This is a genomic window from Paraglaciecola polaris LMG 21857, assembly GCF_000315055.1.
GTDB lineage: Bacteria > Pseudomonadota > Gammaproteobacteria > Enterobacterales > Alteromonadaceae > Paraglaciecola > Paraglaciecola polaris.
Genome location: NZ_BAER01000068.1, coordinates 1 through 14,310 on the forward strand (window position 1 = coordinate 1; position 14,310 = coordinate 14,310).

The window sequence follows — 14,310 nt, forward strand, 5'->3', positions numbered from 1 at the left end:
TCACTTAACTGCATTGTGATAACAAGGTAGTATCCTCGTTATTATTAAATAAACTAATTCACGGGAACTACGCTATGCCATTTTCATTCAGTAAAGTGTTCACCGCCGTCTGCGTATCGACTCTGCTGCTCACTAGCTGTGCAAAATCGCCACTGGGGCGAAACCAGCTCAAACTTTATTCTTCGGATCAGTTGGCTAACATGGGTCAACAGACATTTGATGGTATGAAGTCTGAGCAAAAAGTATCGAAAACCCCTGTGACCAATCAATTCGTTTCATGTGTCGCCGATGCGATCACCAAACATGTGCCTAAATCGGTTTTTGCCGGTGAATGGGAGCTTGTGGTTTTCGACGATCCCCAGGTGAATGCTTTCGCCCTACCCGGAGGGAAAATTGGCGTATATACCGGCTTACTCGATGTCGCTGAAAATCAAGATCAATTGGCTGCTGTTATTGGTCATGAAGTAGGCCATGTCATTGCTGAGCACGGTAATGAACGTATGTCGAGCAGTACGCTTATCGGCATAGGTATGGAAGCAACCAACCAATTGTTGCAGGCCAATCAAATTGCCAACAATAGTATGATTATGGCCGCTATTGGTATGGGAGTTCAGGTCGGTGTGCAGCTCCCCTTTAGCCGTACCCATGAAACCGAAGCAGACTTGATTGGCTTACAACTGATGGCCAAATCAGGCTTCAATCCACAGCAATCGGTTAATTTATGGCAGAACATGGCCAAAGCTAGCGGTGACAATCGCCAGCCCGAGTTATTGTCCACTCACCCTGCACCACAAAGTCGTATTGATAAGCTAAGCGAAAATATGGCTCCTGCCTTGAGCTTATATCGCCAAGCAAGCGACCGCCCTCAGTGCAAAAAATAACCCTCAGCGCTAAACCCATATATAAAAAATGCCGCTTAAAGCGGCATTTTTTAAATTACAGAAGGTTACTCTGGATCTTTGTGAAGGTGCACATCCATTTGTGGAAATGGAATAGATATCCCTTCTTCGTCAAAGCGCAATTTAACCGCTTCAGTAAAGTCGAATTTAACACCCCAATAATCAGCAGAGTTCACCCAAGGGCGAACAATGAAGTTTACGCTGCTATCCGCCAATTCAGAGACGGCTACTTTGGGTGCTGGGTCTTGCAAAATACGCGAGTCAGCCGCCACCATCTCTAACAATACTTCTTTAGCACGCCTTAGATCCGCATCATAACCAATGCCAACAACCATATCCACACGACGTGTTTCTTTAGCTGAATAATTGGTGATATTACCGCTATAAATACGGCCATTAGGGATAATAATCTCTTTGTTATCCCCACTGGTCATTACCGTGGTAAATATACTGATACTTTTGATTACTCCTGAAGCGCCACCTGCTTCAACAAAATCACCAGCTTTAAATGGACGGAATACTAACAACATAACACCCGCAGCGAAATTCTGTAGCGAGCCTTGTAAAGATAAACCGATAGCCAAACCCGCAGCACCTAATATGGCCACAAGTGAAGTGGTATCAACACCTAATTCGTTTAACGAAGCGATGATAACAAACAGCATTAATATTGCGTTTAATATCGCTTTAACAAAATCAACTAACATATCGTCATATTTAGAACGCTGCATTACCTTGCCAAACAAGTTAATGACTAAACCGACAACGATTTTACCGATAACATAAATCAAAATTGCCATAACGATATTGATTGACCAAGGGATCACATAGGTGTCGATCATTTGGGACATTTGCTCTGAGTCAAATTCAAACATGTATTTCTCCATATATTTCATTATTTTTTCGATGGTTACTCCTATTCCTCTAACCATCACGCCTAGCGTAGCTGTGTACATGTTACTTAATATTACAGATCGATTAAATAACACAAAAACTGCACTTTTCAACGCAGGCTTAATATACCTGTAATTTTTAACAAATATATTATTTTTGCTTACAACTTTTGGCTACTACCTTTTAGTTGTAAGCCATAGGCAAAATCCGGTTGTTTTTTTGAACATCCAGTAACCTTGGTGATATACTTAACTGGTCGATTTGTTCTACTCGGCATAATATTTTTAAAGGAATTGAAAATGTTGCTACTCGTGATACTCGCTACTATCGTTGCAGTACTATTTGCTTACTCACTTTTTAAAGATACGGGTAAGAACACTAAATATGCACGCCAGGGAGCTAACGCCATAGCTCAGGCGTCATCAATAGATACTGGTAACGTAGCAGAAGTAAACTAAATCAAATACTCGATAGACTTGAACCCTCTATCGAGTATTGTTCTTCACTGAGTCATTGACTCATCCTTTGTCATGGTAAACCTTCCCAGATACAGAGATACCTTGGTACCATAGGGAAAACTGATCAATTGTTTAAACTATGCGAATTTCTAGAATTTACCATCCTGACACCCTTCATTCAGATCAAGAACTTGAATTAACCCCAGATGCTTGCAACCACGTAGCCAATGTTTTACGGGCAAAAGTAGGCCAACCAGTGGTGTTATTTAACGGTGATGGCAACGAGTATAGCGGCGAGTTTATCGATGTGTCCAAGCGTAAAGTACTGGTGCAAATTGACGCCAAACTCAGCATGAACCTTGAATCACCTCTGCCCATTCACCTTGGTCAAGGCGTGTCTCGCGGTGACCGAATGGATTTAGTGTTTCAGAAGTCAGTCGAGCTAGGGGTGACTGAAATTACCCCTCTTATCACCGAGCGTTGTGGGGTAAAGCTAGACGAACAACGCTGGCAAAAAAAACATGCCCAATGGCAAAAGATTATCATTGCCGCCTGTGAGCAATGCGGCCGTAATGTACTACCTACTTTGCATATGCCAACCGACTTTCAAAACTGGATAAATCAATCGACCCAAGCACTTCGTCTAACGTTACATCCCAGAGCCGACAAAAGTTTTCGTCATATCAATATTGGTAACCACGGCGTGAGGTTATTAATTGGTCCGGAAGGTGGTTTTTCTGATCAAGAACTTTACCAGACCGAGCAAGGCGGATATCAAACGGTGCAACTCGGCCCAAGAACATTACGCACCGAGACGGCTGCCATAACGGCTATTAGCGCGTTACAAGCTATTTACGGCGACCTTTAGCAATACTTTGCACATTTACTTGCATAAAAATCATACTATTTTGCTTATCTAGTAGCTGTACGTCCTGGTGAAAGGATCATGATGGCCAGAACATAGAATGAGATAGAACGAGATAGAGTGGCAAATTTGTACACATTTTTTTAGCCTAGTGACGATAATAACGACACGGGCTTGGGCATGCATATCAGCTACAACAAGTAGTTGAGCCGCCCAAAGGAACGGTGGAGCGCCACTCATCATCGACTAATAACGGTGTTCACGTTAAAATAAACATCCCGTTAGGCAAAGACTAATTTATTACTCTCAATGGCGACTCTATTCTCAAGTGTCATCTGCATATAAGCGAGGCCACCTACTCCTTGTAAAAACGGATCAAGTTGCGCTTTAGCCTGCACGTCATTTTGCTGATATGTATCCAGTACCCGTTGTAATTTGTACTGATGAAAGCTTGAAATAGCACGTTTTTCGCTTATCCCTCCAACAGAAAAACTATGTTCGCCGACAGTGCGCGGTATAAAGTGTTCTTGAGGGTGCTTTTGGCGCCACTGACTCAATGCCTCGGTAGTACTTTGCAACACGGGCCATAACTGCGCAAACATATCCGTTAGCAGTGGCAGTAACGTGTCAGGAATAGTGTCGTCAGCTAGGTACTCGCCTTCAGTCACATTAACTTGATTCATACGCTCAACCCAAGCAGCAACATTTGGTGCAATACGTTTCATTAAATTACCGGGCGCAGGATCACGGTATAAATGCGCGTAAAGTGGGCCCATCAAGCCAAAATCTCCCAGACTGGGCCGCCCACCCAACAGATAATCGTGCTGTGCAAAGTGACAGTTCAAATGGTGTAATACGGTATTTTCATACCAATCTTCAATGCTCGCAATGGAATGTTGTGTAATGCCTAAGATGGGCACAAACCCACTAAATTTTTTAGCTAATTTCTTACCAAAAAAAGCGCGAATAAAAGCAGGGGAATTGGGCGTCACCACACGACCAAACTCTTGATAAATGAAGGGAAAGTTATCTTTATTCCAACGATAATGCATAGCGGGGATCACCAACCATTCATCTCCCCACAAGGCAAATAGCTCACTCACCAAACGCTGTGTAGGGCGACTAGGTACCACACAGCGCTGGCTGTGCTCTGCCTCAATGTGGTCTATGATGCGCGCCGTATCTTGTAAAAATTGGCCGTCGGGCGTTTTAACAACCGGAATAAAAGTGACCCCGGTGTTAGGGCGGATCACATTTTTATATACCCCGATAGTGGATAATACTTCGGTAAAAGGCAGCTTTTTATAACGCAAATACGCCCGCAGTTTTCCGGTATAAAGTGAGACTTCTGAGCCATACAAGGTATACATATTAATCCGTTTTGAAACGATAGAGTATGGCTAGATTAATATTCTCTGCGGCAACGCACTATTTTGTTCAGTTATACCCACTGATAACTGCGTCAATATGCTCCCGTACCATAGGTTTGAACAACTCGCTATTAATGCTCACTCACGAATGATGTTAACGCTTCAAGCATCTTTTTATGTTGTGGATTGGCTTTTGGCACACTGCAAGGCAGAATTTCTGTTACTTGGCTTTCATCAAAATCCATTTGCTTAATTTGCGCGTCATTCACCACTACATCTGCGTGGCACACATCAAGTGCTTTAGGGAGCGCAAGTAACGTATTGTCACCTTTATTATACGCCATCAGTTGCTGCACGCCGGTTATAGGCGTGGTCACGTCAGCCTCGGAGTGCACAGCAAAAATCGGTAACGCTAATGGCCGTTTTTGCTGCATTAATTCACGCACGGAAAAAATCACATCGGTAAGTTGAAAAGCGGAGTAGCGCGCAACACTTGGATATTTAAATGGATTCGGTCCACTTGATTGATAGTCACCGTCTAACGTTTTAGCAAGCCACTTAATGCCCCATATTTTTGCCATCGTCTCAACACTTGAGTCCAATGCCAAGGCTCCTGAAAATAACAGCAACCCACTCGTTTCCCCTGGATGTTCCAATACATACTGGGCGGCAAGTGTACCGCCGGTGGAAAACCCACCGATATATATACTTTCACCAAAGTTTGGGGCGAGGGCGAGCATACTTTGAGTGTTTTTATGCCATCGGCTTGCGAGTGCCGGATCCTGCATATCTTGGTCGGCATCTTTCTTGCCGTGTCCAGGAAGGAGTGCCACCAGCACGTTATAGCCCTGCTCATATAAGCTTTGGGCAATAGACGTTAAGAAGAAGGGTGAATCACTTAAACCATGAAATAATACAAATACTTTTTGCGTCTTATGGCCATGATGCAATATGAAAGGCGCATTCCCGGCATTTTTTAATTGCCCAGAACACACACGATACTGATACTCAGGCTGCACGGGACAATTGATTATATCTCCCAACTCACGTTGGTACAGGGCGTTAAACTGCTCAAGGCCGGTCTCAATAGACGCATTAACTTGAAATGAGAGCAATAAAACATAAAAAGTGAGCAGTAATCGTTTAGAGAGCATGAGGTAGGCATCAGGACGGTTAATCTTGCGTCCATACTAGCTGGCAAGGCTAGTTATTGCTATGGCCGAATGACGGTTATCAACGAACAAGTCACTTAATTTTCTCACAGATACGAAAAAGGGCTAACAAAGTTAGCCCTTTCAAAACCTAATTTCTGCGCGAATTACTGGTTCAGAAATTCGGCTAAATCATCACTGCCACCAATGTGCTGGCCGTTGATGAAAACTTGAGGCCAAGTTTCACGGCCAGAAATCGCTTTCATACCGGTAAATGTGATTTCTTTACCCATGAGCAATTCTTCAAACTCATAACCTTTCTCTGTCAACAACGCTTTTGCTTTGGCACAGAACGGGCAACCAGGCTTAGTGAAGATAGCAGCTGGTGAAGGTTTGCGAGCATCCGGAGCGAGATATTCAAGCATAGTATCAGCATCAGATACTTCAAACGGGTCACCTGGTAAATCAGGCTCGATAAACATTTTGTCTACCACACCGTCTTTTACCAACATCGAGTAACGCCAGCTACGCTTACCAAAACCTAGGTCAGCTTTATCGACTAACAAACCCATACCATCAGTGAATTCGCAATTACCGTCTGGTAACAAACTCACATTCTGCGCTTCTTGGTCTTGAGCCCACGCGTTCATAACAAAGGTGTCATTTACTGACACACATACAATCTCATCGACGCCGTTAGCCTTAAATACTTTGGCTAGCTCATTATAACGAGGCAAGTGGGTTGACGAACATGTTGGGGTGAAGGCACCTGGTAATGAGAAAACAACTACGGTTTTACCCGCGAAGATTTCATCGCTAGTGCGTTTTTGCCACTCGTCATTCACACGAATAGGGAAAGTAACGCTAGGCACCTTTTGGCCTGTTTTATCTGCAAAATTTGGATTAGACATAATATCTCCAGTTGTTTAATGGGTGAATCGATTTGATGGAGCTAATATAGCGCAGCAGTAACAATATAATAAGTAATTAAAATCTATCAGCTAAATCGTTTAAAACGATTACAGCTAACTGCGTTTTAATTGACCGTCGGCCGTTATGAACCTCTCGATTTAATTATTAAAAAAATCATCTCCTTGCTGACTTAGCAAGGCTTCAATATCTTCTATATCAGGTAATTGTGACGTTTCAGCGTCTTTGGATGGGCCACAAGGAATAGTTTTCTGTTCATCAGCCCACTCGCCTAAATCAATAAGTTGACAGTTTTTACTGCAAAAAGGCCGAAATGGACTGGTGTCAGCCCACTCAACTGTTTTTTTACACGAAGGGCAATACACCTTCATTACGCGCTCCTTTTCTAAATTTTTAACACTAACAACAAGCAAGCTTACAGGTGACCAGCTCATCAACTGTGGTACTGCCTTGCATATTAGGTGTGAACAACATAAAGCGAATCGCATAACGATATTTATTACCACTTAACATGGGATAATATCCTTGGTCCGTAGCACTAATAACTCGGATCAATTCATTTTTATCTTCTGCAATACCTTGATGAAAGCCTTTAGGCGCCTCTACTGTCGTGAAACGTCCACGTTCACGTAAAAACGCCAAAATAATTTGTAAGCCTCGGTCGATCAAATTGATATCTGACATCCAGCCTTTAATGTCACCTTGGATCCGTTCGTGAGATTGTTGTAACCAATAATGCAAATTAGGCAAATCAAAACTGCAAGTACCACCTGGCATTGAAAATCGCTGACGGATCGCCGCCAAAAAACGGTCTTCTTTTAATTCTGAACCAAATTTTTTGGCGCCTTTAAGTTCTTCACGTAAACGCAAAATCTGCTGCAAAGCAGACTGCAACGCGTCGTTATCAATATTTGGATGCTGAGACCATAAAACCAAATTTTTCTCATGGGCTTCAACGTCTTTTAAAACATCCGTGCGCAAATCTAAGCGCTCAAGCAAATCTAAAAGGGTGAATAAAGACGATAGAAAATGGATATATTGCCAATTTTCGGTGGCATGCTTCACTTGTATTAGCTGTTGAAAAAGTTGCTCGAGGCGCAGATATGTTCTGACCTTTTCGTTGAGCGGAAATTCATAAATGGCTTGGGGCATTACTCTCTCAAAGTTAGATGAAAATGGGTATGAAAAAAAGACGTAAACACTTTGACAATAAAAACGGCAAATTGTTTGTAATTAAATTAGATTGATCTCTGCCGCACGATTAAACCCGTCGTTAACACGCTTCAATTGAAGACTAGACTTGAGCAGCATAACCTAGGTATTTGTGATGAAGACGAGAAATTTGCACTGTCAACGCACTTTCATCGCCGCTATTATCTATCACGTCATCAGCAACCTCAAGTCGTTGTTGGCGACTTGCTTGTGATGCCATAATTGAACGGATCAGCGCTTCATCGGCGTCATCCCGTGCCATGCTGCGCGCCAACTGACTAGCTTCTGGTACATCTACAATCAATACTCGGTCGACATTTTTGTAACTGCCGTTTTCAACCAATAACGGTACACTCAACATGCAATAAGATGACGTTGCGCTGATCGTTTGGCGTAGAGTTTCCTGTCTAATCAATGGATGTAGCAACTGATTTAACCACTGCTTCGCCTGCTCATCACTGAAGATTATTTGTCTAAGCGCGCGACGATTAAGACATTGTCCTTGGTCTAAAATATCTGGCCCGAACTTTTCAACGATTGCGCGTAAGCCTTCAGTACCTTGGGCAACGACATCTCTGGCGATGACATCTGCGTCGATAATATCCACATCCAATTTAGCAAACGCATTGGTTACCGTAGTTTTCCCACTGCCAATACCGCCACTAACACCCACAACGTATTTACTCATAATAATGACTCATAGCCCCACCCACCCACTGCCAATATTGTGCAGCGAACCAATCTCCGTATAACAAGGTTAACCAACCTGCTATTGCCAAATAGGGACCAAACGGTATCGCCTGCCCCTTATCTTTGCCCTGCACAGTCAATATAGCCATGCCGATAATCGCCCCCACCAAGGAGGACAACAAAATCACTATGGGGAGATACTGCCAGCCTATCCAGGCACCAAGCGCGGCGAGCAATTTAAAATCACCATAGCCCATGCCTTCTTTACCCGTGAGTAATTTGAACCCCCAGTAAACTGACCATAGGCTTAAGTAGCCTGCGGCCGCACCTATGATAGCATCAGCACTGGTGACCGCTGGGTTGACGATACTAAACAGCAGACCAATCCATAACAAAGGCAGGGTAAGTTGGTCAGGCAATAACATGGTATCCACATCGATAAAAATAAGGGCCACCAGCAACCACGTCAGTAACACCCCAGCTAACGCTGAAACTGAATAGCCAAAATGCCAAGCAATCCATACGCAACTTAATGCGGTAATTAGCTCAACCAGAGGATAGCGAATTGCTATGCGATTGTGGCATTGGCTGCATTGACCTTTTAGCACCAGCCAGCTAATGACAGGAATATTCTCCCATGCACGAATTTTATGCTGGCATTTGGGACAGGTTGAATCAGGTTTAACCAAATTAAATTCAGTTAATTGTGTGCTTTGTTCATCAGACGCAAAATGCGCCTGATAATCGGCCTTCCAACTGCGTTCCATCATGATAGGTAAACGGTATATCACCACATTGAGGAAGCTACCCACCATCAAACTGACAACAAAAACAACACTGAGGAAAAATGCGGGGGAGTCAGCCATAAGCTGAAAAATTGCGTCCATTGGGGTGAGCTTTTAAAGGCGATTAATGGCCGCTAGCTTGCCAGAAAAGCAAGAACGAAACTAGACCTTAGGCGGTATTCTTAGCAAGGTTTAACACAGTATCAGGGTTACACCACATTACCCATTTCAAAGATAGGCAAATACATGGCAACAATTAAACCACCGATAACCACGCCCAATACGGCCATGATCATGGGCTCAAGCAAACTGGTGAGGCCATCCACCATGTCGTCCACTTCAGCTTCATAAATGGTAGCAATCTTACTCAGCATATCATCCACTGCGCCCGCTTCTTCGCCGATCGCCACCATTTGCGTGACCATATCTGGAAAAACTGCCGTGGCGCGCATTGCCGTATTCATTTGCGTACCGCCAGCGACTTCTTTTTTAACGAATAATATCGCATCCCTAAAAACCGCATTACCAGAGGCTCCGGCGGCGGAATCCAACGCGCCGATAAGGGGTACACCTGCGGCAAACGTGGTGGCTAACGTGCGGCTGAATCGCGCCACGGATGCTTTTTTTAAGATCTGGCCGATGACCGGAATTTTCAGTAACTTATCGTCGAGAAAGTCTCGTAACCGTTTTGATTTTTTGTAGGTTTTGCCAAACATGATACTGGCCACCACTAAACCAGCGCCGACAAATAAACCATATTCCTGCAGGAATCTAGAGATCCCCAATACAAACTGCGTAAAGGCGGGTAACTCAGCACCAAAGCTGCTGAAAATTTCTTCAAATTGCGGTACCACAAAAATCAATAATATGGTGGTCACGATAAATGCCACCACGATCACTGCCACTGGGTAAAACATGGCTTTCTTAATTTTCGACTTTAAGGCCTCTGCTTTCTCTTTATAGATGGCGATACGGTCATAAATGGTTTCAAGGGCACCCGATTGCTCACCGGTAGACACCAGATCGCAATATAAATCATCGAATTGATCGGGATGTTTGCGCAGCGCCACAGACAGTGGATTACCGGCTTTCACTTCGCCGCCAATGTCACCGAGCATTTTGCGCATGTTTGGGTTGTTATGGCCAGTGGCAATCATGTCTATCGTTTGGATCAGGGTGACACCCGCGCTAAGCATGGTGGCGATCTGCCGGGAAATAATACTGATATCAACGGCTTTGATTTTTTGTCCGCCAAATAACGGCTTGGCCAGCTTTTTGACTTTTTTAGCGGAAACGCCCTGACGGCGTAATAGGTTCTTGGCCTCTAATACCGATACCGCACTGATCTCCCCTTTAACGGTTTGACCTTTACGATTGGCGCCGCTCCAAACAAAGGTAGTGGTAGCTTTGGGCATAGGGCACTCTCTTAAATGAAAAAGCCCAGCAAGAAAGGCTGGGCATGAAATCGATTCGCTAGTTGATTAACACAAGTTAGCGGCAGTACATCCACCTGTTGCAGCCCAGTTCACAGCGCCATTTGCAACAGTACCAGTTAAAACATAGGTTTCAAGAGCAGATACACCAGATTGCACATTAGCAGCGGGGGTTACAGTAATGATATAAGCTGTAGCATCACCTGTGATGGCAATCGTGTTTACCAAATCTGGTGCTGTCCAACCATCTTGGATCGCGATACCTGTACAATCAGCCGGAATCCCCGTTTGCACACAAATTTCTACCGCTTTTTTAGCAGGTCCTGCCGCTGAAACCACTTCACTAAAGCCCGCTTTAGCGGTGTAAGTTTGATAAGCAGGCAGAGCAATCATGGCCAAAATACCTATGATGGCAACCACTATCATTAATTCAATTAGGGTAAAGCCGCTTTGTTTTTTTGTTGCCACTGTATTCTTGTCAGTTGTGTTCATTTAGCTCTCCTGCACTTGCACGGTGCATGTCTTGTTAAGTTAGGCCCTAGTCACGATTTTGTAACAAGGCGTGTTGCTAATTCCAGTTCAGTATAGAACGCCCCGCCCAACTGACAAGTATGCAGGGCTATACCTAGGTGTATGAAAACGGTAACTTAACTATTCAGCACGTCTTTTGGCTAATGAAACACAGGTGTAACAAAAATTAACCGACTACCCGCAAGGATAAATCGATGGCTTGCACATGTTTGGTGAGTGCTCCGCTAGAAATATAATCCACTCCCACCTTAGCTAACTCGGCAATACGTTCTTTGGTGATATTACCTGACACTTCTAATTTGCTAATCCCCTTGGTTAAGGCAACTGCTGCGTGGGTATCAGCTAACGAGAAATTATCCAGCATAATGATGTCAGCTTTAGCATCGAGTGCTTGTTTAAGCTCATCAAGGTTCTCTACTTCCACTTCCACCGGAATAGTCGGGTGCATCTCGCGCGCTTTTCCTATTGCCTTAGCAATAGAGCCACAGGCTAAAATGTGATTCTCTTTAATAAGGTAGGCGTCAAACAGTCCGATACGATGATTTTTACCTCCACCACAGGTGACGGCATATTTTTGCGCTAAACGCATGCCGGGTAGCGTCTTACGCGTATCAAGCAACTTAGTTTTACTATCGCCTAACGCTTGTACATAGTCAGCGACCACAGTGGCAGTGCCAGACAATGTCTGCAAAAAATTTAACGCGGTACGTTCAGCGGTTAATATCACCCGGGCATTACCTGAGATATGACACAAAACGGTGTCCGCTTTTACATGCTGAGCATCTTCTACATACCAAGTGATTTTGGTACTCTCATCAAGATGTAAAAAGGTTGCGTCGACCCACGCTTTACCGGCAATAACACAATCTTCACGGGTGATGATATTCACCTTGATATGCTGAACTTCAGGAATAAGATTTGCGGTGATATCGCCCATAGCGCAATTTGCACCGCCTAAATCTTCCAATAATGCTGCTTGAACAGCGTCTTGAATTGCTTGTTGTAACATGGTCACTCTTTAATAAATTAGATTCTAAGAAATTAGCCAACACTTATTCGCTGCGCAGAATAAGACGATCCCCTCGCTGAGCGAATTCTACTTGTTTCAAGGCACTCATCCCAAGCAAAATTTCATTGCCCATCATGCCTGGATTTAAATGCGCCGTTACATCCCGTAGCACAATGCCACCAATTTGAAGTTCATCAATTAGGGTACGGGCGACTTGTAACCGTCCGTTTGCGGTTTGTACCCAAACAGACCGACCCGGTTTTAAGCCAAGCGTGGGTCCCAATTGGCTAGGAATAGACACATTAGTTGCCCCAGTATCGAGCATGAACACCACAGGCTGAGCATTAATTAAACCACTCGTCACATAATGCCCATAGCGATTTTGCTGCAACTGGACCTCTACCCGCTCTCCCCTTGTCTGGCTATGGGGCTGAGAATTTGGATTCAGCTGCTCAGCCAATTGCTTGTGGAATAATAAGGTTAATAAACCCAAGCCCGCCGCCCAAGCGAGTATTAACATCCATTTACCCATGGGGTTATTATTTGGCTCAACAGCCTGCTGCGGTCCATCTTTTGACATATTCAATTCGACTTTTACTGTGTGACGTTAAATAATACCAACCTCACTGAGATTTAACAGGGGCGCTGTGTTGTCATCACCATTACTTAGCCAAATGCCTATTAACACACGAATTGAGCAACATAGAGTTAGCACTGCTCGGCACATCACCACCACCCATAAAGATGAACGCGCGGACCCACAAGACATATCGTTATTGGTGATCCACAATATATCCTTACCCCCAAATCAATTTGGAAATAACTATATAGATGATTTTTTCGAGGGAAAATTGGCTGCTGATGCCCACCCTTATTTCAACGAAATCCACAGGATGCGTGTTTCTGCTCACTGTGTGATTAAACGTGATGGTGAAATTGTCCAATTTGTGCCTTTTAATCAACGCGCCTGGCACGCGGGTTTATCCAGTTTTCAAGGTCGCTCAAAATGCAACGACTATGCAATTGGCATTGAATTGGAAGGTGCCGACCATATTCCCTATACGGATATCCAGTACAAGGTGCTTACTCAGCTAACTAATGCCATTATGCAGGCTTATCCAAAAATAACCCTTGGCCGGATAGTAGGACACAATGACATTGCCCCTGGGCGAAAAACCGATCCAGGACATGTCTTCGATTGGCCCCGGTTAAGACAAAGCTTAACGCCAGTTAAAAGCCTATAATAAAAACGATAACAACGAGGAAAAAAGCATGACATTAATCAGTTTATTGCTGGTGCTGTTTGTGGAGCGCGTGACAACTAAGTCCCGTTACTGGCAGGCGGATTTTTACAGTGCCAAATATCTAGACCGCTGGCAAAAGCGTGACTGGTTATCCAGTGATACCTCTTGGATATGGCTAATGCTTATTATTATCCTGCCGCCAATTCTTATCTTTTGTGTGCTTACGTTTGCTATCGGGCAAATTATCGCCTTCATTGTTAGCACTGCGATCCTTATGGTCTGTGTAGGCTGTCCAAGTATTCGTGCAACCTATAAATGTTATTTACAAGCCGCCAACCGTGGCGATATGGAGGCCTGTGATTTATATGCTGACCAGATTATTGAAAACGGTCAAAGTCCTGGGACGTTCGGGCAAAATTTAGTTTGGCAAAACTATCGTCATTACGCTGCGGTTGCTTTATTTTTTGTTCTGTTAGGCGCCCCAGGGGCGGTACTGTACGTACTAGCACGCGCAGTACAAACGCGTATCGGTCAAGAAAACCACAGCGCCGCTAACATTATGCATATACTTGATTGGCTACCCGTGCGTATTACTGCGTTAGGTTTCTTACTGGTTGGGCATTTTTCCCGCGCTATGCCCATTTGGTTAGGACATTTTTTAACGCCTGGAATACCTGCCAAGAAATTATTGGTCGATGTATCCAGAGCCGCAGAGGAAGTGGAGCCAGATGAACTCAATTGCACCGAAGAGCCCTGTACTCTGGTTCGCCTCGCTAAACGCAATATCCTATTTTTAATGGCCATTATTTCTGGATTAACCCTAGTCGGTTGGCTTAATT

General features: G+C 44.1%; 17 protein-coding genes. 5 read left to right on the forward strand and 12 right to left on the reverse strand.

Annotated elements, in window-relative coordinates; genetic code table 11:
• Window positions 1–74 precede the first annotated feature (74 nt).
• Window positions 75–881, forward strand: a complete 807-nt coding sequence (locus tag GPLA_RS13200) for a M48 family metallopeptidase (RefSeq protein WP_007105421.1) — start codon at window positions 75–77, stop codon at window positions 879–881.
• A gap of 65 nt (window positions 882–946) precedes the next feature.
• Here the strand turns inward: GPLA_RS13200 and GPLA_RS13205 are convergent, their stop codons facing one another.
• Window positions 947–1,774, reverse strand: coding sequence for a mechanosensitive ion channel family protein (locus GPLA_RS13205; RefSeq protein WP_007105422.1), 828 nt, complete (start codon window positions 1,772–1,774; stop codon window positions 947–949).
• Window positions 1,775–2,092: 318 nt separating this feature from the next.
• On the opposite strand from GPLA_RS13205, the gene GPLA_RS23735 reads away from it, so the two are divergent.
• On the forward strand, window positions 2,093–2,251 hold the full coding sequence (locus GPLA_RS23735; protein ID WP_007105423.1) for a hypothetical protein: 159 nt from the start codon (window positions 2,093–2,095) through the stop codon (window positions 2,249–2,251).
• A gap of 139 nt (window positions 2,252–2,390) precedes the next feature.
• Window positions 2,391–3,119: a 16S rRNA (uracil(1498)-N(3))-methyltransferase gene (locus GPLA_RS13210; protein ID WP_007105424.1), complete on the forward strand. Its 729-nt coding sequence runs from the start codon at window positions 2,391–2,393 to the stop codon at window positions 3,117–3,119.
• A gap of 278 nt (window positions 3,120–3,397) precedes the next feature.
• Here the strand turns inward: GPLA_RS13210 and GPLA_RS13215 are convergent, their stop codons facing one another.
• The 11 genes from GPLA_RS13215 to GPLA_RS13265 all read right to left on the reverse strand — a co-directional run bounded on the left by GPLA_RS13215 (window position 3,398) and on the right by GPLA_RS13265 (window position 12,807).
• Window positions 3,398–4,486 (reverse strand): glutathione S-transferase, encoded by a 1,089-nt coding sequence (locus GPLA_RS13215; protein WP_007105425.1) that lies wholly within the window; start codon window positions 4,484–4,486, stop codon window positions 3,398–3,400.
• Between the two features lie 131 nt (window positions 4,487–4,617).
• The gene (locus GPLA_RS13220) at window positions 4,618–5,640 is read right to left on the reverse strand and encodes an alpha/beta hydrolase (RefSeq protein WP_007105426.1); all 1,023 of its coding nucleotides are present in this window, start codon (window positions 5,638–5,640) and stop codon (window positions 4,618–4,620) included.
• A gap of 164 nt (window positions 5,641–5,804) precedes the next feature.
• A complete protein-coding gene (locus GPLA_RS13225; protein ID WP_007105427.1) occupies window positions 5,805–6,548 on the reverse strand; it encodes a glutathione peroxidase in 744 nt (247 codons plus the stop codon).
• A gap of 159 nt (window positions 6,549–6,707) precedes the next feature.
• Window positions 6,708–6,938, reverse strand: a complete 231-nt coding sequence (gene yacG, locus GPLA_RS13230; protein WP_007105428.1) for a DNA gyrase inhibitor YacG — start codon at window positions 6,936–6,938, stop codon at window positions 6,708–6,710.
• A 28-nt stretch (window positions 6,939–6,966) separates the two neighbouring features.
• Window positions 6,967–7,719, reverse strand: coding sequence for a cell division protein ZapD (gene zapD, locus GPLA_RS13235; RefSeq protein WP_007105429.1), 753 nt, complete (start codon window positions 7,717–7,719; stop codon window positions 6,967–6,969).
• A gap of 142 nt (window positions 7,720–7,861) precedes the next feature.
• Complete coding sequence (coaE, locus tag GPLA_RS13240) at window positions 7,862–8,467, reverse strand: dephospho-CoA kinase (protein ID WP_007105430.1); 606 nt, start codon at window positions 8,465–8,467, stop codon at window positions 7,862–7,864.
• The gene (locus tag GPLA_RS13245) at window positions 8,460–9,356 is read right to left on the reverse strand and encodes a prepilin peptidase (RefSeq protein ID WP_007105431.1); all 897 of its coding nucleotides are present in this window, start codon (window positions 9,354–9,356) and stop codon (window positions 8,460–8,462) included. The genes coaE and GPLA_RS13245 overlap by 8 nt, the downstream gene beginning before the upstream one ends.
• 107 nt (window positions 9,357–9,463) lie before the next feature.
• Window positions 9,464–10,669, reverse strand: a complete 1,206-nt coding sequence (locus tag GPLA_RS13250) for a type II secretion system F family protein (RefSeq protein WP_007105432.1) — start codon at window positions 10,667–10,669, stop codon at window positions 9,464–9,466.
• A 66-nt stretch (window positions 10,670–10,735) separates the two neighbouring features.
• Entirely contained in the window at window positions 10,736–11,179 is a 444-nt protein-coding gene (locus GPLA_RS13255) for a pilin (protein ID WP_007105433.1), read from the reverse strand.
• Window positions 11,180–11,384: 205 nt separating this feature from the next.
• Complete coding sequence (nadC, locus tag GPLA_RS13260) at window positions 11,385–12,227, reverse strand: carboxylating nicotinate-nucleotide diphosphorylase (protein ID WP_007105434.1); 843 nt, start codon at window positions 12,225–12,227, stop codon at window positions 11,385–11,387.
• Window positions 12,228–12,270: 43 nt separating this feature from the next.
• Window positions 12,271–12,807, reverse strand: a complete 537-nt coding sequence (locus GPLA_RS13265) for a retropepsin-like aspartic protease family protein (RefSeq protein ID WP_007105435.1) — start codon at window positions 12,805–12,807, stop codon at window positions 12,271–12,273.
• 94 nt (window positions 12,808–12,901) lie between these two features.
• On the opposite strand from GPLA_RS13265, the gene ampD reads away from it, so the two are divergent.
• Together ampD and ampE are read left to right on the forward strand one after the other, a co-directional pair.
• A complete protein-coding gene (ampD, locus tag GPLA_RS13270) occupies window positions 12,902–13,471 on the forward strand; it encodes a 1,6-anhydro-N-acetylmuramyl-L-alanine amidase AmpD (protein WP_040514755.1) in 570 nt (189 codons plus the stop codon).
• A 28-nt stretch (window positions 13,472–13,499) separates the two neighbouring features.
• Window positions 13,500–14,310 (forward strand): beta-lactamase regulator AmpE (ampE, locus tag GPLA_RS13275; protein WP_040514751.1); only part of this gene is annotated, 811 nt, incomplete at its 3' end.

What these genes read in the sequence shown, in the direction of transcription:
- GPLA_RS13220 (WP_007105426.1), bottom strand. Translation starts at nt 5,640, where the DNA reads ATGCTCTCTAAACGATTACTGCTCACTTTTTATGTTTTATTGCTCTCA.
- GPLA_RS13255 (WP_007105433.1), bottom strand. Translation starts at nt 11,179, where the DNA reads ATGAACACAACTGACAAGAATACAGTGGCAACAAAAAAACAAAGCGGC.
- yacG (WP_007105428.1), bottom strand. Translation starts at nt 6,938, where the DNA reads ATGAAGGTGTATTGCCCTTCGTGTAAAAAAACAGTTGAGTGGGCTGAC.
- GPLA_RS13200 (WP_007105421.1), top strand. Translation starts at nt 75, where the DNA reads ATGCCATTTTCATTCAGTAAAGTGTTCACCGCCGTCTGCGTATCGACT.
- GPLA_RS13205 (WP_007105422.1), bottom strand. Translation starts at nt 1,774, where the DNA reads ATGTTTGAATTTGACTCAGAGCAAATGTCCCAAATGATCGACACCTAT.
- GPLA_RS13215 (WP_007105425.1), bottom strand. Translation starts at nt 4,486, where the DNA reads ATGTATACCTTGTATGGCTCAGAAGTCTCACTTTATACCGGAAAACTG.
- GPLA_RS13250 (WP_007105432.1), bottom strand. Translation starts at nt 10,669, where the DNA reads ATGCCCAAAGCTACCACTACCTTTGTTTGGAGCGGCGCCAATCGTAAA.
- nadC (WP_007105434.1), bottom strand. Translation starts at nt 12,227, where the DNA reads ATGTTACAACAAGCAATTCAAGACGCTGTTCAAGCAGCATTATTGGAA.
- GPLA_RS13210 (WP_007105424.1), top strand. Translation starts at nt 2,391, where the DNA reads ATGCGAATTTCTAGAATTTACCATCCTGACACCCTTCATTCAGATCAA.
- ampD (WP_040514755.1), top strand. Translation starts at nt 12,902, where the DNA reads ATGCCTATTAACACACGAATTGAGCAACATAGAGTTAGCACTGCTCGG.
- GPLA_RS23735 (WP_007105423.1), top strand. Translation starts at nt 2,093, where the DNA reads ATGTTGCTACTCGTGATACTCGCTACTATCGTTGCAGTACTATTTGCT.
- coaE (WP_007105430.1), bottom strand. Translation starts at nt 8,467, where the DNA reads ATGAGTAAATACGTTGTGGGTGTTAGTGGCGGTATTGGCAGTGGGAAA.
- GPLA_RS13245 (WP_007105431.1), bottom strand. Translation starts at nt 9,356, where the DNA reads ATGGACGCAATTTTTCAGCTTATGGCTGACTCCCCCGCATTTTTCCTC.
- zapD (WP_007105429.1), bottom strand. Translation starts at nt 7,719, where the DNA reads ATGCCCCAAGCCATTTATGAATTTCCGCTCAACGAAAAGGTCAGAACA.
- GPLA_RS13225 (WP_007105427.1), bottom strand. Translation starts at nt 6,548, where the DNA reads ATGTCTAATCCAAATTTTGCAGATAAAACAGGCCAAAAGGTGCCTAGC.
- GPLA_RS13265 (WP_007105435.1), bottom strand. Translation starts at nt 12,807, where the DNA reads ATGTCAAAAGATGGACCGCAGCAGGCTGTTGAGCCAAATAATAACCCC.